At 53.4% G+C, this 20004-nt stretch carries 17 protein-coding genes, 2 pseudogenes and 1 riboswitch; of the genes and pseudogenes, 11 read left to right on the top strand and 8 right to left on the bottom strand.

Annotated elements, in window-relative coordinates:
• The 10 genes from J4685_RS21820 to J4685_RS21865 form a co-directional block, all read left to right on the top strand.
• The coding region (locus tag J4685_RS21820) for an EF-Tu/IF-2/RF-3 family GTPase (protein ID WP_032206964.1) at positions 1-410 on the top strand (410 nt) is incomplete at its 5' end.
• Positions 411-639: 229 nt separating this feature from the next.
• Positions 640-1023 (top strand): preprotein translocase subunit SecE, encoded by a 384-nt coding sequence (gene secE / locus J4685_RS21825; protein WP_001275691.1) that lies wholly within the window; start codon positions 640-642, stop codon positions 1021-1023.
• A gap of 1 nt (position 1024) precedes the next feature.
• Entirely contained in the window at positions 1025-1570 is a 546-nt protein-coding gene (nusG, locus tag J4685_RS21830; RefSeq protein ID WP_001287520.1) for a transcription termination/antitermination protein NusG, read from the top strand.
• 157 nt (positions 1571-1727) lie between these two features.
• Positions 1728-2156 carry a 50S ribosomal protein L11 gene (rplK, locus tag J4685_RS21835; RefSeq protein WP_001085926.1) on the top strand — a complete coding sequence of 143 codons (429 nt, stop codon included), beginning with the start codon at positions 1728-1730 and terminating at the stop codon, positions 2154-2156.
• Positions 2157-2159: 3 nt separating this feature from the next.
• A complete protein-coding gene (rplA, locus tag J4685_RS21840) occupies positions 2160-2864 on the top strand; it encodes a 50S ribosomal protein L1 (protein ID WP_001096676.1) in 705 nt (234 codons plus the stop codon).
• A 415-nt stretch (positions 2865-3279) separates the two neighbouring features.
• A complete protein-coding gene (gene rplJ, locus J4685_RS21845; protein WP_001207203.1) occupies positions 3280-3777 on the top strand; it encodes a 50S ribosomal protein L10 in 498 nt (165 codons plus the stop codon).
• A 66-nt stretch (positions 3778-3843) separates the two neighbouring features.
• Positions 3844-4209: a 50S ribosomal protein L7/L12 gene (gene rplL, locus J4685_RS21850; protein ID WP_000028882.1), complete on the top strand. Its 366-nt coding sequence runs from the start codon at positions 3844-3846 to the stop codon at positions 4207-4209.
• Positions 4210-4526: 317 nt separating this feature from the next.
• Positions 4527-8555: a DNA-directed RNA polymerase subunit beta gene (gene rpoB, locus J4685_RS21855; protein WP_000263105.1), complete on the top strand. Its 4029-nt coding sequence runs from the start codon at positions 4527-4529 to the stop codon at positions 8553-8555.
• Between the two features lie 76 nt (positions 8556-8631).
• Positions 8632-12855, top strand: a complete 4224-nt coding sequence (rpoC, locus tag J4685_RS21860; protein ID WP_000653968.1) for a DNA-directed RNA polymerase subunit beta' — start codon at positions 8632-8634, stop codon at positions 12853-12855.
• Positions 12856-12896: 41 nt separating this feature from the next.
• The gene (locus tag J4685_RS21865; RefSeq protein WP_077905020.1) at positions 12897-13223 is read left to right on the top strand and encodes a hypothetical protein; all 327 of its coding nucleotides are present in this window, start codon (positions 12897-12899) and stop codon (positions 13221-13223) included.
• Position 13224: 1 nt separating this feature from the next.
• Here the strand turns inward: J4685_RS21865 and J4685_RS21870 are convergent.
• Together J4685_RS21870 and J4685_RS22820 are read right to left on the bottom strand one after the other, a co-directional pair.
• Positions 13225-13547: pseudogene (locus J4685_RS21870) on the bottom strand (cytoplasmic protein).
• A gap of 345 nt (positions 13548-13892) precedes the next feature.
• Positions 13893-14000: pseudogene (locus J4685_RS22820) on the bottom strand (IS481 family transposase); the annotation flags it as partial.
• Here J4685_RS22820 and J4685_RS21875 point away from each other — a divergent pair.
• Entirely contained in the window at positions 13983-14171 is a 189-nt protein-coding gene (locus J4685_RS21875) for a hypothetical protein (RefSeq protein ID WP_011233230.1), read from the top strand. The pseudogene J4685_RS22820 and the gene J4685_RS21875 sit on opposite strands and share 18 nt — an antisense overlap.
• Before the next feature lie 150 nt (positions 14172-14321).
• Here J4685_RS21875 and thiH read toward each other — a convergent pair whose 3' ends face one another.
• Genes thiH through thiC form a run of 6 tightly spaced genes read right to left on the bottom strand, consistent with a single transcriptional unit; the run spans position 14322 to position 19686 of the window.
• Complete coding sequence (gene thiH, locus J4685_RS21880; RefSeq protein WP_000847484.1) at positions 14322-15455, bottom strand: 2-iminoacetate synthase ThiH; 1134 nt, start codon at positions 15453-15455, stop codon at positions 14322-14324.
• Positions 15452-16222, bottom strand: coding sequence for a thiazole synthase (gene thiG, locus J4685_RS21885; RefSeq protein ID WP_000944070.1), 771 nt, complete (start codon positions 16220-16222; stop codon positions 15452-15454). The genes thiH and thiG overlap by 4 nt, the downstream gene beginning before the upstream one ends.
• A 1-nt stretch (position 16223) precedes the next feature.
• Positions 16224-16424: a sulfur carrier protein ThiS gene (thiS, locus tag J4685_RS21890; protein WP_001166833.1), complete on the bottom strand. Its 201-nt coding sequence runs from the start codon at positions 16422-16424 to the stop codon at positions 16224-16226.
• Complete coding sequence (locus J4685_RS21895) at positions 16405-17163, bottom strand: HesA/MoeB/ThiF family protein (RefSeq protein WP_000999776.1); 759 nt, start codon at positions 17161-17163, stop codon at positions 16405-16407. The genes thiS and J4685_RS21895 overlap by 20 nt, the downstream gene beginning before the upstream one ends.
• Positions 17156-17791: a thiamine phosphate synthase gene (gene thiE, locus J4685_RS21900; RefSeq protein WP_000284646.1), complete on the bottom strand. Its 636-nt coding sequence runs from the start codon at positions 17789-17791 to the stop codon at positions 17156-17158. The genes J4685_RS21895 and thiE overlap by 8 nt, the downstream gene beginning before the upstream one ends.
• Positions 17791-19686, bottom strand: a complete 1896-nt coding sequence (gene thiC, locus J4685_RS21905; protein ID WP_000108407.1) for a phosphomethylpyrimidine synthase ThiC — start codon at positions 19684-19686, stop codon at positions 17791-17793. The genes thiE and thiC overlap by 1 nt, the downstream gene beginning before the upstream one ends.
• Before the next feature lie 86 nt (positions 19687-19772).
• A riboswitch (TPP riboswitch) is annotated at positions 19773-19997 on the bottom strand.
• Positions 19998-20004: the final 7 nt, after the last annotated feature.

The raw sequence follows: 20004 nt of genomic DNA on the forward strand, positions 1-20004 counted from the left end.
TTGAAATGTTCCGCAAACTGCTGGACGAAGGCCGTGCCGGTGAGAACGTAGGTGTTCTGCTGCGTGGTATCAAACGTGAAGAAATCGAACGTGGTCAGGTACTGGCTAAGCCGGGCACCATCAAGCCGCACACCAAGTTCGAATCTGAAGTGTACATTCTGTCCAAAGATGAAGGCGGCCGTCATACTCCGTTCTTCAAAGGCTACCGTCCGCAGTTCTACTTCCGTACTACTGACGTGACTGGTACCATCGAACTGCCGGAAGGCGTAGAGATGGTAATGCCGGGCGACAATATCAAAATGGTTGTTACCCTGATCCACCCGATCGCAATGGACGACGGTCTGCGTTTCGCAATCCGTGAAGGCGGCCGTACTGTTGGCGCGGGCGTTGTTGCTAAAGTTCTCGGCTAATCGCTGATAACATTTGACGCAATGCGCAATAAAAGGGCATCATTTGATGCCCTTTTTGCACGCTTTCACACCAGAACCTGGCTCATCAGTGATTTTATTTGTCATAATCATTGCTGAGACAGGCTCTGTAGAGGGCGTATAATCCGAAAGGCGAATAAGCGTTTCGATTTGGTTTGCCTCGCGATTGCGGGGTGAAAATGTTTGTAGAATACTTCTGACAGGTTGGTTTATGAGTGCGAATACCGAAGCTCAAGGGAGCGGGCGCGGCCTGGAAGCGATGAAGTGGATAGTTGTTGCCATATTGCTGATCGTCGCAATCGTCGGCAACTACCTCTATCGCGACATGATGCTGCCGCTGCGTGCGCTGGCCGTAGTAATTCTGATTGCTGCAGCGGGTGGTGTCGCGCTGTTGACGACAAAAGGTAAAGCAACCGTTGCTTTTGCCCGTGAAGCGAGAACCGAAGTCCGTAAGGTCATTTGGCCGACTCGCCAGGAAACGCTGCACACCACGCTGATCGTCGCTGCGGTTACCGCAGTTATGTCACTGATCCTGTGGGGACTGGATGGTATTCTGGTTCGCCTGGTATCCTTTATCACTGGCCTGAGGTTCTGAGATGTCTGAAGCACCTAAAAAGCGCTGGTACGTCGTTCAGGCGTTTTCCGGTTTTGAAGGCCGCGTAGCCACATCGCTGCGCGAGCATATCAAATTACACAATATGGAAGAGCTGTTTGGCGAAGTCATGGTGCCGACTGAAGAAGTCGTTGAGATCCGTGGCGGCCAGCGTCGCAAAAGCGAACGCAAATTCTTCCCGGGTTACGTTCTGGTCCAGATGGTCATGAACGACGCAAGCTGGCACCTGGTGCGCAGCGTGCCGCGTGTGATGGGCTTTATCGGCGGTACCTCTGACCGTCCGGCGCCGATCAGCGACAAAGAAGTCGATGCGATCATGAACTGCCTGCAGCAGGTTGGCGATAAGCCGCGGCCGAAAACGTTGTTTGAACCGGGTGAAATGGTTCGTGTTAACGACGGTCCGTTCGCAGACTTTAACGGCGTTGTCGAAGAAGTCGATTATGAGAAGTCTCGCCTGAAAGTGTCTGTTTCTATCTTCGGTCGTGCGACCCCGGTAGAGCTGGACTTCAGCCAGGTTGAGAAAGCGTAAGGCTGCGATCAAAAAAGCAGCGATCTAATCGTTGCATAGGGCGCGAAATTGACATACAATTTCGCGCCTTTTGTTTTTATGGGCCTTATGCCCATAAAGCGATATTTATCACGGGGAGCTTCTTTGAAGCGATACTACCCAATTCGAGGAATTTAGAATGGCTAAGAAAGTACAAGCCTATGTCAAGCTGCAGGTTGCAGCTGGTATGGCGAACCCGAGTCCGCCGGTTGGTCCAGCACTGGGTCAGCAGGGTGTGAACATCATGGAATTCTGCAAAGCGTTCAACGCAAAAACGGATTCCATCGAAAAAGGTCTGCCGATTCCGGTTGTTATTACCGTTTACGCTGACCGTTCTTTCACCTTCGTTACCAAAACGCCTCCGGCAGCTGTTCTGCTGAAAAAAGCGGCTGGTATCAAGTCTGGTTCCGGCAAGCCGAACAAAGACAAAGTAGGTAAAATTTCCCGCGCTCAGCTGCAGGAAATCGCGCAGACCAAAGCTGCCGACATGACCGGTGCCGACATTGAAGCGATGACTCGCTCCATCGAAGGTACTGCACGTTCCATGGGCCTGGTAGTGGAGGACTAAGAAATGGCTAAACTGACCAAGCGTATGCGCGTGATCCGTGAAAAAGTTGATGCGACCAAACAGTACGACATCAACGAAGCTATTGCCCTGCTGAAAGAGCTGGCCACTGCTAAATTCAACGAAAGCGTTGACGTTGCCGTTAACCTCGGCATCGACGCTCGTAAATCTGACCAGAACGTTCGTGGCGCGACTGTACTGCCGCACGGTACTGGCCGTTCTGTTCGCGTTGCCGTATTTACCCAGGGCCCGAACGCTGAAGCAGCTAAAGCTGCTGGCGCTGAGCTGGTAGGTATGGAAGATCTGGCTGACCAGATCAAGAAAGGCGAAATGAACTTCGACGTTGTTATCGCATCCCCGGATGCAATGCGCGTTGTTGGCCAGCTGGGCCAGGTTCTGGGTCCGCGCGGCCTGATGCCAAACCCGAAAGTCGGTACCGTAACGCCGAACGTTGCTGAAGCGGTTAAGAACGCTAAAGCAGGTCAGGTTCGTTACCGTAACGACAAAAACGGCATCATCCACACCACCATCGGTAAAGTGGACTTTGACGCTGACAAACTGAAAGAAAACCTGGAAGCTCTGCTGGTTGCGCTGAAAAAAGCAAAACCGAGCCAGGCGAAAGGCGTGTACATCAAGAAAGTTAGCATCTCCACCACCATGGGTGCTGGCGTTGCCGTTGATCAGGCTGGTCTGAGCGCATCTGCGAACTAAGATTAGTCTTTACGTGGGCGGTGATTTTGTCTACAATCTTACCCCCACGTATTCTGCTAGTTGCAGACGTATATCCGAGGTATTCGGGTTGTGACAAGGCGGCAACTTAGTGAGTCGCCAGGAGCATAGTTAACTATGTGACTGGTGCGAACGAAGGAAGCCAACGCCGTCACAAGCTGAATAGCGACGGATAGAAAAGATTTGTTCGTTGGAGCCTGGCCTATCCAGGCCTCCGTCGAAGACCGCAGGCGTCTCGCAAGAGGCTTAATCCCCTGCGTAGACGGTGACAGAACGCTAAGATTATTTTTGATACTCTGGCTTGTTTCTGCTCACCGTATTAAGACGCTCTTCTCGTTGAGATGAGTGAAGTGAGTTCCGGAACATGAGTTCCGGCAAACATCCAGGAGCAAAGCTAATGGCTTTAAATCTTCAAGACAAACAAGCGATTGTTGCTGAAGTCAGCGAAGTAGCCAAAGGCGCGCTGTCTGCAGTAGTTGCGGATTCCCGTGGCGTAACTGTAGATAAAATGACTGAACTGCGTAAAGCAGGTCGTGAAGCTGGCGTATACATGCGTGTTGTTCGTAACACCCTGCTGCGCCGCGTCGTTGAAGGTACTCAGTTCGAGTGCCTGAAAGACACGTTTGTTGGTCCGACCCTGATTGCATACTCTATGGAACACCCGGGCGCTGCTGCTCGTCTGTTCAAAGAGTTCGCGAAAGCGAATGCAAAATTTGAGGTCAAAGCTGCAGCCTTTGAAGGTGAGCTGATCCCGGCGTCTCAGATCGACCGCCTGGCAACTCTGCCGACCTACGAAGAAGCAATTGCACGCCTGATGGCAACCATGAAAGAAGCTTCGGCTGGCAAACTGGTTCGCACACTGGCTGCTGTACGCGATGCAAAAGAAGCTGCGTAATCGCAGTTGTCTTTATCAAGCATTTGCTTACGTATAAACTTATTCTGATATTCAGGAACAATTTAAATGTCTATCACTAAAGATCAAATCATTGAAGCAGTATCCGCTATGTCCGTAATGGACGTTGTAGAACTGATTTCTGCAATGGAAGAAAAATTCGGTGTTTCCGCTGCTGCTGCTGTAGCTGTAGCTGCTGGCCCGGCTGAAGCTGCTGAAGAAAAAACTGAATTCGACGTAATTCTGAAAGCTGCTGGCGCTAACAAAGTTGCTGTTATCAAAGCAGTACGTGGCGCAACTGGCCTGGGTCTGAAAGAAGCTAAAGACCTGGTAGAATCTGCTCCGGCCGCTCTGAAAGAAGGCGTGAGCAAAGATGACGCTGAAGCACTGAAAAAATCTCTGGAAGAAGCTGGCGCTGAAGTTGAAGTTAAATAAGCCAACCCTTCCGGTTGCAGCCTGAGAAATCAGGCTGATGGCTGGTGACTTTTTAGTCACCAGCCTTTTTGCGCTGTAAGGCGCCAGTAGCGTTTCACACTGTTTGACTACTGCTGTGCCTTTCAATGCTTGTTTCTATCGACGACTTAATATACTGCGACAGAGCGTACGTTCTGTGTAAATCGCAATGAAATGGTTTAAGCGTGATAGCAACAGGCATTGCGGAAAGTATCCATTTTCCGGTCAACAAAATAGTGTTGCACAAACTGTCCCCCGCAGGACAGATGGGTCGACTTGTCAGCGAGCTGAGGAACCCTATGGTTTACTCCTATACCGAGAAAAAACGTATTCGTAAGGATTTTGGTAAACGTCCACAAGTTCTGGATGTACCTTATCTCCTTTCTATCCAGCTTGACTCGTTTCAGAAGTTTATCGAGCAAGATCCTGAAGGGCAGTACGGCCTGGAAGCAGCCTTCCGTTCCGTGTTCCCGATTCAGAGCTACAGCGGTAATTCCGAGCTGCAGTACGTCAGCTACCGCCTTGGCGAACCGGTGTTTGACGTTCAGGAATGTCAGATCCGTGGCGTGACCTATTCCGCACCGCTGCGCGTAAAACTGCGTCTGGTGATCTACGAGCGCGAAGCGCCGGAAGGCACCGTTAAAGACATTAAAGAACAAGAAGTCTACATGGGCGAAATTCCGCTCATGACCGACAACGGTACCTTTGTTATCAACGGTACTGAGCGTGTTATCGTTTCTCAGCTGCACCGTAGTCCGGGCGTCTTCTTTGACTCCGACAAAGGTAAAACTCACTCTTCGGGTAAAGTGCTGTATAACGCGCGCATCATTCCTTACCGTGGTTCCTGGCTGGACTTCGAATTCGATCCGAAGGACAACCTGTTCGTGCGTATCGACCGTCGCCGTAAACTGCCTGCGACCATCATCCTGCGTGCGCTGAACTACACCACTGAGCAGATCCTTGACCTGTTCTTTGAGAAAGTCGTCTTCGAAATTCGCGACAACAAGCTGCAGATGGAGCTGATTCCAGAACGTCTGCGCGGCGAAACCGCGTCGTTCGATATCGAAGCTAACGGCAAGGTGTACGTTGAAAAAGGCCGTCGCATTACCGCGCGTCATATCCGTCAGCTGGAAAAAGACGATATCAAGCATATCGAAGTTCCGGTTGAGTACATCGCAGGTAAAGTCGTCTCTAAAGACTACGTTGACGAATCTACTGGCGAGCTGATCTGCGCGGCGAACATGGAGCTGAGCCTGGATCTGCTGGCTAAGCTGAGCCAGTCCGGCCACAAGCGTATCGAAACGCTGTTTACCAACGATCTGGACCACGGCCCGTACATTTCTGAAACGGTACGCGTCGATCCAACTAACGATCGTCTGAGCGCGCTGGTAGAAATCTACCGCATGATGCGCCCTGGTGAGCCGCCGACACGCGAAGCGGCTGAAAGCCTGTTTGAGAACCTGTTCTTCTCCGAAGACCGCTATGACCTGTCTGCGGTGGGTCGTATGAAGTTCAACCGTTCTCTGCTGCGCGACGAAATCGAAGGTTCCGGTATCCTGAGCAAAGACGACATCATTGATGTCATGAAGAAGCTCATCGATATCCGTAACGGTAAAGGCGAAGTGGATGATATCGACCACCTCGGCAACCGTCGTATCCGTTCCGTCGGCGAAATGGCGGAAAACCAGTTCCGCGTTGGCCTGGTGCGTGTAGAGCGTGCGGTGAAAGAGCGTCTGTCTCTGGGCGATCTGGATACCCTGATGCCTCAGGATATGATCAACGCCAAGCCGATTTCCGCCGCAGTGAAAGAGTTCTTTGGTTCCAGCCAGCTGTCTCAGTTTATGGACCAGAACAACCCGCTGTCTGAGATTACGCACAAACGTCGTATCTCCGCACTCGGCCCAGGCGGTCTGACCCGCGAACGCGCAGGCTTCGAAGTTCGAGACGTACACCCGACGCACTACGGTCGCGTATGTCCTATCGAAACGCCGGAAGGTCCGAACATCGGTCTGATCAACTCCCTGTCCGTGTACGCACAGACTAACGAATATGGCTTCCTTGAGACGCCGTACCGTCGTGTGGTTGATGGCGTGGTTACTGACGAAATTCATTACCTGTCTGCTATCGAAGAAGGCAACTACGTTATCGCTCAGGCGAACTCCAACCTGGATGACGAAGGCCACTTTGTAGAAGATCTGGTGACCTGCCGTAGCAAAGGCGAATCCAGCTTGTTCAGCCGCGACCAGGTTGACTACATGGACGTTTCCACCCAGCAGGTGGTCTCCGTCGGTGCGTCCCTGATCCCGTTCCTGGAACACGATGACGCCAACCGTGCATTGATGGGTGCGAACATGCAACGTCAGGCGGTTCCGACTCTGCGTGCTGATAAGCCGCTGGTGGGTACCGGTATGGAACGTGCTGTCGCCGTCGACTCCGGTGTTACTGCAGTAGCTAAACGTGGCGGTACTGTTCAGTACGTGGATGCATCCCGTATCGTTATCAAAGTTAACGAAGACGAGATGTACCCGGGTGAAGCAGGTATCGACATCTATAACCTGACCAAATACACCCGCTCTAACCAGAACACCTGTATCAACCAGATGCCATGTGTGTCTCTGGGCGAGCCGGTTGAACGCGGCGACGTGCTGGCAGACGGTCCGTCCACCGACCTCGGTGAACTGGCGCTCGGTCAGAACATGCGCGTGGCGTTCATGCCGTGGAACGGCTACAACTTCGAAGACTCCATCCTCGTTTCCGAGCGTGTTGTCCAGGAAGACCGTTTCACCACCATCCACATTCAGGAACTGGCGTGCGTGTCCCGTGACACCAAGCTGGGGCCGGAAGAGATCACCGCTGACATCCCGAACGTGGGTGAAGCTGCGCTCTCCAAACTGGATGAATCCGGTATCGTTTACATCGGCGCGGAAGTGACTGGCGGCGACATTCTGGTCGGTAAGGTAACGCCGAAAGGTGAAACCCAGCTGACGCCGGAAGAGAAACTGCTGCGTGCGATCTTCGGTGAGAAAGCGTCTGACGTTAAAGACTCTTCTCTGCGCGTACCTAACGGTGTCTCCGGTACGGTTATCGACGTTCAGGTCTTTACTCGCGATGGCGTAGAAAAAGACAAACGTGCTCTGGAAATCGAAGAGATGCAGCTCAAGCAGGCGAAAAAAGACCTGTCTGAAGAACTGCAGATCCTCGAAGCGGGCCTGTTTAGCCGTATCCGTGCGGTGTTGGTGTCCGGCGGCGTTGAAGCTGAGAAGCTCGACAAACTGCCGCGCGACCGCTGGCTGGAACTCGGTCTGACCGACGAAGAGAAACAAAATCAGCTGGAACAACTGGCTGAGCAGTATGACGAACTGAAACACGAGTTCGAGAAAAAACTTGAAGCGAAGCGCCGTAAAATCACCCAGGGCGACGATCTGGCGCCGGGCGTGCTGAAGATCGTGAAGGTCTATCTGGCCGTTAAACGCCGTATCCAGCCGGGTGATAAGATGGCAGGTCGTCACGGTAACAAGGGTGTTATCTCTAAGATCAACCCGATCGAAGACATGCCTTACGATGAAAACGGCACGCCGGTAGACATCGTACTGAACCCGCTGGGCGTACCGTCTCGTATGAACATCGGTCAGATTCTGGAAACCCACCTGGGTATGGCTGCGAAAGGTATTGGCGACAAGATTAACGCCATGCTGAAACAGCAGCAGGAAGTCGCGAAACTGCGCGAATTCATCCAGCGTGCTTACGATCTGGGCGCCGACGTTCGTCAGAAAGTCGACCTGAGCACCTTCAGCGATGATGAAGTGCTGCGTCTGGCAGAAAACCTGCGCAAAGGTATGCCGATTGCCACACCAGTGTTCGACGGTGCGAAAGAAGCGGAAATCAAAGAGCTGCTGAAACTGGGCGACCTGCCGACCTCCGGTCAGATCACCTTGTTCGATGGCCGTACGGGTGAACAGTTCGAACGTCCGGTAACCGTCGGTTACATGTACATGCTGAAACTGAACCACCTGGTTGATGACAAGATGCATGCGCGTTCTACCGGTTCTTACAGCCTGGTTACTCAGCAGCCGCTGGGTGGTAAGGCGCAGTTCGGTGGTCAGCGCTTCGGGGAGATGGAAGTGTGGGCGCTGGAAGCTTACGGCGCCGCCTACACCCTGCAGGAAATGCTCACCGTTAAGTCTGATGACGTGAACGGTCGTACCAAGATGTATAAGAACATCGTGGACGGCAACCATCAGATGGAACCGGGTATGCCGGAATCCTTCAACGTTCTGTTGAAAGAGATCCGCTCGCTGGGCATCAACATCGAACTGGAAGACGAGTAATTCTCGCTCAAACAGGTCACTGGTGTCGGGGTAAAACCCGACACCAGATTGTGCTAACTCCGACGGGAGCAAATCCGTGAAAGATTTATTAAAGTTTCTGAAAGCGCAGACTAAAACCGAAGAGTTTGATGCGATCAAAATTGCTCTGGCTTCGCCAGACATGATCCGTTCATGGTCTTTCGGTGAAGTTAAAAAGCCGGAAACCATCAACTACCGTACGTTCAAACCTGAGCGTGACGGCCTTTTCTGCGCCCGTATCTTTGGGCCGGTAAAAGACTACGAGTGCCTGTGCGGTAAGTACAAGCGCCTGAAACACCGTGGTGTTATTTGTGAGAAGTGCGGCGTTGAAGTGACCCAGACCAAAGTACGCCGTGAGCGTATGGGCCACATCGAGCTGGCGTCTCCGACTGCTCACATCTGGTTCCTGAAATCGCTGCCGTCCCGTATCGGTCTGCTGCTCGATATGCCGTTGCGTGATATCGAACGCGTACTGTACTTCGAATCTTATGTGGTTATCGAAGGCGGTATGACCAACCTGGAACGTCAACAGATCCTGACTGAAGAGCAGTATCTGGACGCGCTGGAAGAGTTCGGTGACGAATTCGACGCGAAGATGGGTGCGGAAGCTATCCAGGCCCTGCTGAAGAGCATGGATCTGGAGCAAGAGTGTGAAACTCTGCGCGAAGAGCTGAACGAAACCAACTCCGAAACTAAGCGTAAAAAGCTGACCAAGCGTATCAAACTGCTGGAAGCCTTCGTACAGTCTGGCAACAAGCCAGAGTGGATGATCCTGACCGTTCTGCCGGTTCTGCCGCCAGATCTGCGTCCGCTGGTTCCGCTGGATGGTGGTCGTTTCGCCACGTCAGATCTGAACGATCTGTATCGTCGCGTGATCAACCGTAACAACCGTCTGAAACGTCTGCTGGATCTGGCTGCGCCGGACATCATCGTACGCAACGAAAAACGTATGCTGCAGGAAGCGGTCGACGCCCTGCTGGATAACGGTCGTCGCGGTCGTGCGATCACCGGTTCTAACAAGCGTCCTCTGAAATCTTTGGCCGACATGATCAAAGGTAAGCAGGGTCGTTTCCGTCAGAACCTGCTCGGTAAGCGTGTTGACTACTCCGGTCGTTCTGTAATCACCGTAGGTCCATATCTGCGTCTGCATCAGTGCGGTCTGCCGAAGAAAATGGCGCTGGAGCTGTTCAAACCGTTCATCTACGGCAAACTGGAACTGCGTGGCCTGGCCACCACTATCAAAGCCGCGAAGAAAATGGTTGAGCGCGAAGAAGCTGTCGTTTGGGATATCCTGGACGAAGTGATCCGCGAACACCCGGTACTGCTGAACCGTGCACCAACACTGCACCGTTTGGGTATCCAGGCATTTGAACCGGTACTGATCGAAGGTAAAGCTATCCAGCTGCACCCGCTGGTTTGTGCGGCATATAACGCCGACTTCGATGGTGACCAGATGGCTGTTCACGTACCGCTGACGCTGGAAGCCCAGCTCGAAGCGCGTGCGCTGATGATGTCTACCAACAACATCCTGTCTCCGGCGAACGGCGAACCTATCATCGTTCCGTCTCAGGACGTGGTATTGGGTCTGTACTACATGACCCGTGACTGTGTTAACGCCAAAGGCGAAGGCATGGTGCTGACTGGCCCGAAAGAAGCTGAGCGTATCTATCGCGCAGGTCTGGCCTCTCTGCATGCGCGCGTTAAAGTGCGTATCACTGAATATGAAAAAGATGAAAACGGCGAATTCGTTGCGCACACCAGCCTGAAAGACACGACCGTTGGTCGCGCCATTCTGTGGATGATCGTACCGAAAGGTCTGCCTTTCTCCATCGTCAACCAGGCGCTGGGCAAGAAAGCGATCTCCAAAATGCTGAACACTTGCTACCGTATTCTGGGCCTGAAACCGACCGTTATTTTTGCGGACCAGACGATGTACACCGGCTTTGCTTATGCAGCGCGTTCAGGTGCGTCCGTTGGTATTGATGACATGGTCATCCCGGAGAAAAAACACGAGATCATCTCTGAAGCGGAAGCCGAAGTTGCTGAGATCCAGGAGCAGTTCCAGTCTGGTCTGGTAACCGCTGGCGAACGCTATAACAAAGTTATCGATATCTGGGCTGCGGCGAACGATCGTGTATCCAAAGCGATGATGGATAACCTGCAAACCGAAACCGTGATTAACCGTGACGGCCAGGAAGAGCAGCAGGTTTCCTTCAACAGCATCTACATGATGGCCGACTCCGGTGCGCGTGGTTCTGCGGCACAGATTCGTCAGCTGGCAGGTATGCGTGGTCTGATGGCGAAGCCAGATGGCTCCATCATCGAAACGCCAATCACCGCGAACTTCCGTGAAGGTCTGAACGTACTCCAGTACTTCATCTCCACCCACGGTGCGCGTAAAGGTCTGGCGGATACCGCACTGAAAACCGCGAACTCCGGTTATCTGACCCGTCGTCTGGTTGACGTCGCGCAGGATCTGGTGGTGACCGAAGATGACTGTGGTACGCACGAAGGTATCCTGATGACCCCGGTTATCGAGGGTGGCGACGTGAAAGAGCCGCTGCGTGACCGCGTTCTGGGTCGTGTGACGGCGGAAGATGTGCTGAATCCGGGTACGGCGGACATTCTGGTTCCACGCAACACGCTGCTGCACGAACAGTGGTGTGACCTGCTGGAAGCAAACTCCGTTGACGCCGTTAAAGTGCGTTCCGTTGTATCCTGCGATACCGATTTTGGTGTATGTGCGCACTGCTATGGTCGTGACCTGGCGCGTGGCCACATCATCAACAAAGGTGAAGCTATCGGCGTTATCGCGGCACAGTCCATCGGTGAGCCGGGTACACAGCTGACCATGCGTACGTTCCACATCGGTGGTGCGGCATCGCGTGCGGCTGCTGAATCCAGCATCCAGGTGAAAAACAAAGGTAGCATCAAGCTCAGCAACGTGAAGTCGGTTGTGAACTCCAGCGGTAAACTGGTTATCACTTCCCGTAACACCGAACTGAAGCTAATCGACGAATTCGGTCGTACCAAAGAGAGCTATAAAGTGCCTTATGGCGCTGTCATGGCGAAAGGTGATGGCGAGCAGGTTGCCGGCGGCGAAACCGTGGCAAACTGGGACCCGCACACCATGCCGGTTATCACCGAAGTGAGTGGTTTCATCCGCTTCACTGACATGATCGACGGTCAGACCATTACGCGTCAGACCGACGAACTGACCGGTCTGTCTTCGCTGGTGGTTCTGGATTCGGCTGAACGTACTACCGGTGGTAAAGATCTGCGTCCGGCGCTGAAAATCGTTGATGCTCAGGGTAATGACGTTCTGATCCCGGGTACCGATATGCCTGCGCAGTACTTCCTGCCGGGTAAAGCGATTGTACAGCTGGAAGATGGCGTACAGATCAGTTCTGGTGACACCCTGGCGCGTATTCCGCAGGAATCCGGCGGTACCAAGGATATCACCGGTGGTCTGCCGCGCGTTGCCGATCTGTTCGAAGCGCGTCGTCCGAAAGAGCCGGCCATTCTGGCGGAAATCGCAGGTATCGTTTCCTTCGGTAAAGAAACCAAAGGCAAACGTCGCCTAGTGATTACGCCGGTTGATGGTAGTGACCCGTACGAAGAGATGATTCCGAAATGGCGTCAGCTCAACGTGTTCGAAGGGGAACGTGTAGAACGTGGTGATGTGATTTCCGATGGTCCGGAAGCGCCGCACGACATTCTGCGTCTGCGTGGCGTTCATGCTGTGACGCGTTATATTGTTAACGAAGTTCAGGATGTATACCGTCTGCAGGGCGTTAAGATTAACGATAAACACATCGAAGTTATCGTTCGTCAGATGCTGCGTAAAGCGACCATCGAAAGCGCCGGTAGTTCCGACTTCCTGGAAGGCGAACAGGTTGAATACTCTCGCGTCAAGATCGCTAACCGCGAGCTGGAAGCGAACGGCAAAGTGGGGGCTACCTTCTCCCGCGATCTGCTGGGTATTACCAAAGCGTCTCTGGCAACCGAGTCGTTCATCTCTGCCGCATCGTTCCAGGAGACCACGCGTGTCCTGACCGAAGCAGCCGTTGCGGGTAAACGCGACGAACTGCGCGGCCTGAAAGAGAACGTTATCGTGGGTCGTCTGATTCCGGCCGGTACCGGTTACGCGTACCACCAGGATCGTATGCGCCGTCGCGCCGCGGGCGAGCAGCTAGCAACACCGCAGGTCACTGCGGAAGATGCATCTGCAAGCCTGGCAGAACTGCTGAACGCAGGTCTGGGCGGTTCTGATAACGAGTAATCGTTAAATGGTGGAGGGGTATTTATCCCTCCACCAGCTTCATGCTGGATACCGAATCCCGGGTCGCTTGCCTACAAGGAAAGAAAATGCCAGCGATTATTTCATTAATCTATTTAATGTTTAGTCTTTTGGTATTTACAAAAAAGATAACCATTTCAAACGTTCTGTCCGCTTTTTTATTGTTTCTATCGTTATATATACTTCACCATAAATCATTACTTATATTTATTTATTGTCTTATTATTATTGTCGCCACCGTTATTTTTCATCAAGTCAAAACCAGCGCAGATAAAAAAACCGTATTTTATTTTTCAATGCCATGCTGGCTCTTGATTTTATCTGTAATTATAAATTTAATGAATAAATGAATTATTTTTTCATGACTCTTGTTTCTCGTATTATTGGTGAAAAATCATTATCACTGGTTATATGAATAAATTGTCCAGTTTTTGCATTATATTTTGCCATCGCACAGGGAAGACTATTACCACCGTTAGCCATAACAAATTTTGCTTTTGTATTACGATAAAGATTGACGCCAGGAATGGGGTCTTGACCGAATGTATAAGGCGTTGGGACACTTACATTATGTTTTTCTGAGAACCACTTTGGTAACTTCCCACCAAAACCATCAATCGGGGTGATGAATGTAGAAAATCCACAATACTCAAAATTGAAAGTTTTTTTACCATTGGGTTTGATTTTTTCTGTAACGTTGAATCCAAATGTGACTTTAAATTTATCCCATAAATCTAAGTTATTAAAGTCTATTGGCTCGCCATTATAAAATGCCTGCTGTTCATACATTAAATGATAAACCTGTTTTATTGATTGTTTACACGGGATATTTTAAATTATTAAATGGAGTATTTAATTCCATTAAGGTCTTTAGGCCGAAAAAACACACAGACGACTTTATAACCGGACAATACACCAATCCCAGATGTCCGAGGATGTAGTGCGTATAGGTAAAATGATATGTATTATCTCAGACCTGATCTGACAGTTACCGGTTATTTATACAGATATCTGTCAGATTACATCTGGCTTAAATTTTTCTCAGCCCAGATGCGTTTTCCATCAAGTAACGTTACCATCGGCGTCCGGCCGCAACACATTTTTCCCTGATGGGTTCGCCCCTGATTCCCGTTGTTCTGGGGCATCATTTTATGGACAAAAACGATCAGCAGACACGGTTGGAAGAGGGGCCGCCAGCGAAATTACAGTCAGGAACGCTGCCCGAAAACTTCAAGTTCACCGTTATTTCGATAATCCAGTGGCCAGCCCCCGGTCGTCAGTTACTGATGAAGGGGTGAAGGCTGGGCAATAATGAGGAAGGGATACTTTGCCCTGGTCAGCTTCCGTTGCTGACGATGACAAAATAAAAAAACGGGAGATCGATAACAATCTCCCGTTTTTCACATTACGTACTCGCTCGTGAAATACTAATGCGTTTACATACGGGTTCACCGCATTTGCGAAGCGCGCCCCAGCCAACTGTCCCAGTCTTTCCAGACGGGCTGCAATCCTTGCGCGCTTAACGCGCTTGCTACTGTTTCAGGCCGACGGGCATCGTGGGGAGAAAATTGCTCAAGTTCAGGATGATCGTCAGCATACCCACCGGGCTGGGTTTTCGAGAAGGCGCTAACGTTGTTGATCGCCAACGGGATCACGTTATCGCGAAACCACGGCGATTCGCGGGTGGAGAGTGATAATTCAATTTCCGGCGCCAATAACCGGAAAGCGCAAATCGTTTGCACCAGTTGCTTTTCATCCATCACAGATGCGGGTTCCACACCGCCAGTACACGGACGCAGACGCGGGAAGGAAACAGAATAGCGACTCTGCCAGTACTGTTTCTGCATCCACAACAGATGCTCCGCCACCATATAGCAATCCACCCGCCAGTTGTCCGACAGACCAATTAGCGCGCCAAGACCGATTTTGTCGATACCTGCCCGGCCTAACCGATCCGGCGTTTCCAGCCGCCAGAAAAAATCCTGTTTCTTTCCCTTCAGGTGATGCTGTGCATAGATTGCCTCATGGTAAGTTTCCTGATAAACCATCACGCCATCGATCCCCAGCGTTTTGAGCTCCGCATAGTTTTCTTGCGACAAGGGCTGGACTTCCATCTGTAATGATGAAAATTGACGGCGGATAGCCGGTAAATGACGGCGAAAATAGTCCATGCCTACTTTGGCCTGATGTTCGCCAGTCACCAGCAACAGATGCTCAAAGCCCAGTTTACGGATAGCATCGCACTCCCTTTGAATATCCACCTCATCCAGCGTTTTACGCTTAATGCGGTTGCTCATTGAGAAGCCGCAGTAGGTGCAGTCGTTGGCACAGAGGTTTGAGAGATAAAGCGGCACGTAAAAACTGACGGTGTTGCCAAAGCGTTGTCGGGTCAGCCTTTGTGCCCGCTGCGCCATCGGCTCCAGATAATCGGCGGCTGCGGGGGAGAGCAACGCCATCAAATCATCCCGGCTAAGATGCGCGGCGTTCAGCGCGCGCTCCACGTCGGCGGCGGTTTTACCGTTGATGCGCAGGCGAATATCGTCCCACTCCAGCTGTCGCCATCGGTCGCTGAAGGTTTTCATGCCAGGGCCTCCAGAAATCCGGTGAGCGGGCTGGTGGCGCTGGCGTAGGTGCTACGATTCCCCGGCACCGCCTGACGCGCCAGTAATCCGGCTTCCACCGCCAGACGGAAAGCGGTTGCCATCATCACCGGATTGTCCGCCACGGCAATCGCGGTGTTGACCAGCACCGCATCAGCGCCCATTTCCAGCGCCTGCGTCGCGTGGCTGGGGACGCCGATCCCGGCGTCGACCACCACCGGCACGGTGGCCTGCTGGATAATAATCTCCAGCATGGCTTTGGTTTCCAGCCCCTGATTCGAACCGATAGGCGCGCCGAGCGGCATCACCGCCGCGCAGCCGACCTCTTCCAGCCGCTTGCACAACACCGGATCCGCGCCGCAGTAGGGCAGCACCACAAAACCCTGCTTCACCAGCGCCTCGGCGGCTTTTAGCGTTTCGATCGGATCCGGCAGCAGCCAACGGGCGTCCGGGTGGATTTCTAATTTTAGCCAGTGAGTGCCCAGCGCTTCGCGCGCCAGTTGGGCGGCGAAGATTGCCTCTTCAGCGGTTTTCGCCCCGGAGGTATTGGGCAGTAGCGTGACGCCCGCTTCAATCAGCGGCGCCAGGATAGCGTCGTTGTGCTGACGTAAATCTACGCGCTTCATCGCCAGCGTCACCAGTTGGCTGCCGGAGGCGCGAATTGCCTCGACCATCAGTTGCGATGAGGCAAATTTCCCGGTACCGGTGAACAGATGTGAATCAAACGTTTTGTCGGCAATACGTAACATCTCAACCCCCTGCAATAACCTGAAAAAGCAGGATCTGGTCGCCTTCCTGCACGATTTGCTGTTCCCACTGCTCGCGCGGCAGGATCTGCTGATTGAGCGCCAACGCTGCGCCCGGTTTGAGCTGGTTGAGCTGGATAAGCAGCCCGCTGACGGTTTGCCCTGCGGCGCACTGCATCGGCTCATCATTGAATTGAATTTGCATGCTGCCCTCCGCATACTGGACAGCCGCTGGCACGACGCAGCGCCAGGCTGCGCCACTGGCTGGTTTTACCGTCAAACAGGCGTAGCTCTCCGCTGGGCGTCTCAATACCGCTGAGTAATTTAATCGCTTCCAGCGCCTGTAAGGTGCCCATCACGCCAACAACCGGTCCGACGATACCGGCGGTACGGCAGTTGCGTTCAGGCTCCACATCATCTGGCCACAGGCAGCGGTAACAGCCTTGTTCCCACGGTGGCGTGAGGACCATCACTTGGCCGCCAAAACCAACGGCGCTGGCGGTAATTAATGGTGTATTCAGTGCCACGCAGGCGGCGTTAATTTCCTGACGGGTCGCCATGTTGTCGGTACAGTCGAGCACCACGTCGGCACGCGCTACCGCATGCCGCAGTGCCTCGCCTTTTAGTCGCTGCTGGAGTGATACCAGTTCGATATCCGGGTTGAGCCGTGTCAGGTGCTGCTGGGCAACCTGAGATTTTGAACGCGCGATATCGTCGGTGGTGAACAGAATTTGCCGCTGGAGATTGCTCAAGTGAACATCGTCATCATCCGCCAGCGTCAGTGTGCCGATGCCTGCTCCCGCCAGATACAGCGCGGCAGGCGAACCCAATCCGCCTAAGCCGACAATCAATACATGGCTATTGAGCAGCTTTTGCTGGCCTTCAATGGCGATATCGCCGAGCAGGATTTGCCGACTGTAGCGCATAAAATCGCGGTCATTCATCGCCCACTCCCGCGATTGCCAGTAACTGCGCGGTAGCGTCGCGCCAGTCGGCAGCCTGAGTAATGGCGCTGACCACGGCAATACTGCCGACGCCGGTCGCCAGTACCGCCGGAGCGTGTTCAAGGCTGATGCCGCCGATCGCCACGGTGGGATAATCCGCCAGTCGTTCAATATGCCGCACCAGCTGCGCCAGCCCCTGCGGGGCGGAAGGCATCTGCTTGGTTTGCGTGGGGAAGACATGACCCAGCGCGATATAAGAAGGCTTAGCGGCGAGTGCGATGTCTATCTCCATATCATCGTGGGTCGATACGCCCAGGCGTAACCCCGCCGCCTGAATCGCCTTCAGGTCAGTGGTTTCGAGATCTTCCTGGCCCAAATGTACACCGTAGGCGTTGTGCTTCATTGCCAGCCGCCAGTAATCGTTGATAAACAGCCGGGCGTCATAACGACGCCCCAACGCGATGGCGGCGATAACGTCGGCTTCCACCTCTTCATCGCGTTTATCTTTGATACGCAACTGGATCGTGCGTACGCCCGCCTCCAGCAGGCGTTCAATCCATTCAACGCTGTCTACCACCGGGTAAAGCCCGAGGCGGAACGGTACGGTCGGGAAATCAGGCTGATACATCAGGCTTCCTCCCGTTTGAGATAAATTTCGCCGCCTTTGGCGCGGAAGCTCTCCGACATATCCGCCATGCCGACTTCAATGGTTTGTGCAGCGGCGTAATCGCGCACTTCCTGGCTGATTTTCATCGAGCAGAACTTCGGCCCGCACATGGAACAGAAGTGAGCGACCTTACCGGACTCCTGCGGCAGGGTTTCATCGTGATAAGCGCGGGCGGTGAAGGGGTCGAGCGCAAGGTTAAACTGGTCTTCCCAGCGGAATTCGAAGCGTGCTTTCGACATCGCGTTATCGCGAATCTGCGCGCCCGGATGCCCTTTGGCTAAATCCGCGGCGTGGGCGGCGATTTTGTAGGTGATTAGCCCCTGCTTCACATCTTCTTTGTTCGGCAGGCCGAGGTGTTCTTTCGGCGTCACGTAACACAGCATCGCGCAGCCAAACCAGCCGATCATCGCGGCACCGATCCCGGAGGTGAAGTGGTCATAGCCCGGCGCGATGTCGGTGGTCAACGGCCCCAAAGTGTAGAACGGCGCTTCGTGGCAGCTCTCCAGCTCTTCGGTCATGTTGCGCTGAATCATATGCATCGGCACGTGGCCCGGGCCTTCAATCATCACCTGCACGTCGTATTCCCAGGCGATTTTGGTCAACTCGCCCAGCGTATGCAGCTCGGAGAACTGCGCTTCGTCGTTGGCGTCCTGAATGGAGCCGGGGCGCAGGCCGTCGCCCAGCGACAGGGAAACGTCGTAGGCGGCGCAGATTTCACAAATTTCGCGGAAATGTTCGAACAGGAAGTTCTCTTTGTGATGCGAGAGGCACCACTTCGCCATGATCGAACCGCCGCGCGAGACAATACCGGTCAGGCGTTTGGCGGTCATCGGCACGTAGCGCAACAGCACGCCCGCGTGAATGGTGAAGTAGTCGACGCCCTGTTCGGCCTGCTCCAGCAGCGTGTCGCGGAACGCTTCCCAGGTAAGATCTTCGGCGATCCCGTTGACCTTTTCCAGCGCCTGGTAGATCGGCACGGTGCCGATCGGTACCGGGCTGTTACGCAGGATCCATTCGCGGGTTTCGTGGATATAGCGGCCGGTGGAGAGGTCCATCACCGTGTCCGCGCCCCAGCGGGTCGACCAGACCAATTTTTCCACCTCTTCTTCGATAGAGGAGGTGACCGCCGAGTTACCGATGTTGGCATTCACTTTGACCAGGAAGTTGCGGCCAATAATCATCGGCTCCGATTCCGGATGGTTGATGTTGGCGGGAATAATCGCACGGCCCGCGGCGACTTCATCACGCACGAATTCCGGGGTGATGTTTTCCGGCAGGCGCGCGCCAAAGTTCATGCCCGGATGCTGGTGGCGCAGCACTTCACTACGAATGCGCTCGCGGCCCATGTTTTCACGGATGGCGATGAACTCCATTTCGGGAGTGACGATCCCCTGGCGGGCATAATGAAGTTGCGTCACGCGATGTCCGGCTTTGGCGCGTTTTGGCGTCAGCAGGCCGGTAAAACGCAGATCGTCCAGGCCATCGTCGGCCAGACGTTCTCTGGTATAAGCCGAGCTACGGTCGTCTAATTCTTCGCTATCGTTGCGTGCATCAATCCACGGCTGGCGCAGTTTCGCCAGACCCTGCTGGACGTTAATCGCCACCTCAGGATCGCCATAGGGGCCGGAGGTGTCGTATACCGGTACGGCTTCGTTCTCTTCAAACTGCGGGTTGTCTTTACTGCCGCCGATGAGCGTCGGGCTAAGTTGAATTTCGCGCATCGGTACGCGAATATCATGCTGCGAACCGGTCACGTAGATGCGTTTCGAGTTGGGAAAGGCAGTCCCTTCCAGCGTATCGATAAAATGCTGGGCTTTAGCGCGCTGCTCGCGGCGGGTTAACGTTGTTGTAGACATAGCTCATTCCAAAAAATTAAGGACGTGGCTTGTCAGACGACGGATGGAGTAATGGATGTGCGCCGCCCGTAAAGGCAGCAGCATAAAGCAGAATTACTCTTGTTCCCTTCGCAGGTATTAACCTGATCAGGTTCCGCGGATCCCGAATTAACGGTCTCAGCCTTTTCCACTTCATCCTTCGCGCTGCCTCTTCGTTGGCTTCGTCCGCTCACTCCAGTCACTTACTTATGTAAGCTCCTGGAGATTCACCGACTTGCCGCCTTGACGCATCACGAACGCTTTTGTGGAAAATTAGCACTCCGACAAGATAACCGCCCC

This window comes from Salmonella sp. 32100201201700099SM, assembly GCF_017572645.1.
In the GTDB taxonomy this organism is placed as follows: Bacteria; Pseudomonadota; Gammaproteobacteria; order Enterobacterales; family Enterobacteriaceae; genus Salmonella; species Salmonella enterica.

Excerpts from the sequence above, each read along its gene's own strand:
- thiC (WP_000108407.1), bottom strand. The coding sequence starts at position 19,686 with ATGTCTACAACAACGTTAACCCGCCGCGAGCAGCGCGCTAAAGCCCAG.
- thiS (WP_001166833.1), bottom strand. The coding sequence starts at position 16,424 with ATGCAAATTCAATTCAATGATGAGCCGATGCAGTGCGCCGCAGGGCAA.
- rplJ (WP_001207203.1), top strand. The coding sequence starts at position 3,280 with ATGGCTTTAAATCTTCAAGACAAACAAGCGATTGTTGCTGAAGTCAGC.
- secE (WP_001275691.1), top strand. The coding sequence starts at position 640 with ATGAGTGCGAATACCGAAGCTCAAGGGAGCGGGCGCGGCCTGGAAGCG.
- thiH (WP_000847484.1), bottom strand. The coding sequence starts at position 15,455 with ATGAAAACCTTCAGCGACCGATGGCGACAGCTGGAGTGGGACGATATT.
- rplL (WP_000028882.1), top strand. The coding sequence starts at position 3,844 with ATGTCTATCACTAAAGATCAAATCATTGAAGCAGTATCCGCTATGTCC.
- rplK (WP_001085926.1), top strand. The coding sequence starts at position 1,728 with ATGGCTAAGAAAGTACAAGCCTATGTCAAGCTGCAGGTTGCAGCTGGT.
- rplA (WP_001096676.1), top strand. The coding sequence starts at position 2,160 with ATGGCTAAACTGACCAAGCGTATGCGCGTGATCCGTGAAAAAGTTGAT.
- rpoB (WP_000263105.1), top strand. The coding sequence starts at position 4,527 with ATGGTTTACTCCTATACCGAGAAAAAACGTATTCGTAAGGATTTTGGT.
- nusG (WP_001287520.1), top strand. The coding sequence starts at position 1,025 with ATGTCTGAAGCACCTAAAAAGCGCTGGTACGTCGTTCAGGCGTTTTCC.
- thiG (WP_000944070.1), bottom strand. The coding sequence starts at position 16,222 with ATGTTACGTATTGCCGACAAAACGTTTGATTCACATCTGTTCACCGGT.
- J4685_RS21895 (WP_000999776.1), bottom strand. The coding sequence starts at position 17,163 with ATGAATGACCGCGATTTTATGCGCTACAGTCGGCAAATCCTGCTCGGC.
- J4685_RS21865 (WP_077905020.1), top strand. The coding sequence starts at position 12,897 with ATGCTGGATACCGAATCCCGGGTCGCTTGCCTACAAGGAAAGAAAATG.
- J4685_RS21875 (WP_011233230.1), top strand. The coding sequence starts at position 13,983 with ATGGGTTCGCCCCTGATTCCCGTTGTTCTGGGGCATCATTTTATGGAC.
- thiE (WP_000284646.1), bottom strand. The coding sequence starts at position 17,791 with ATGTATCAGCCTGATTTCCCGACCGTACCGTTCCGCCTCGGGCTTTAC.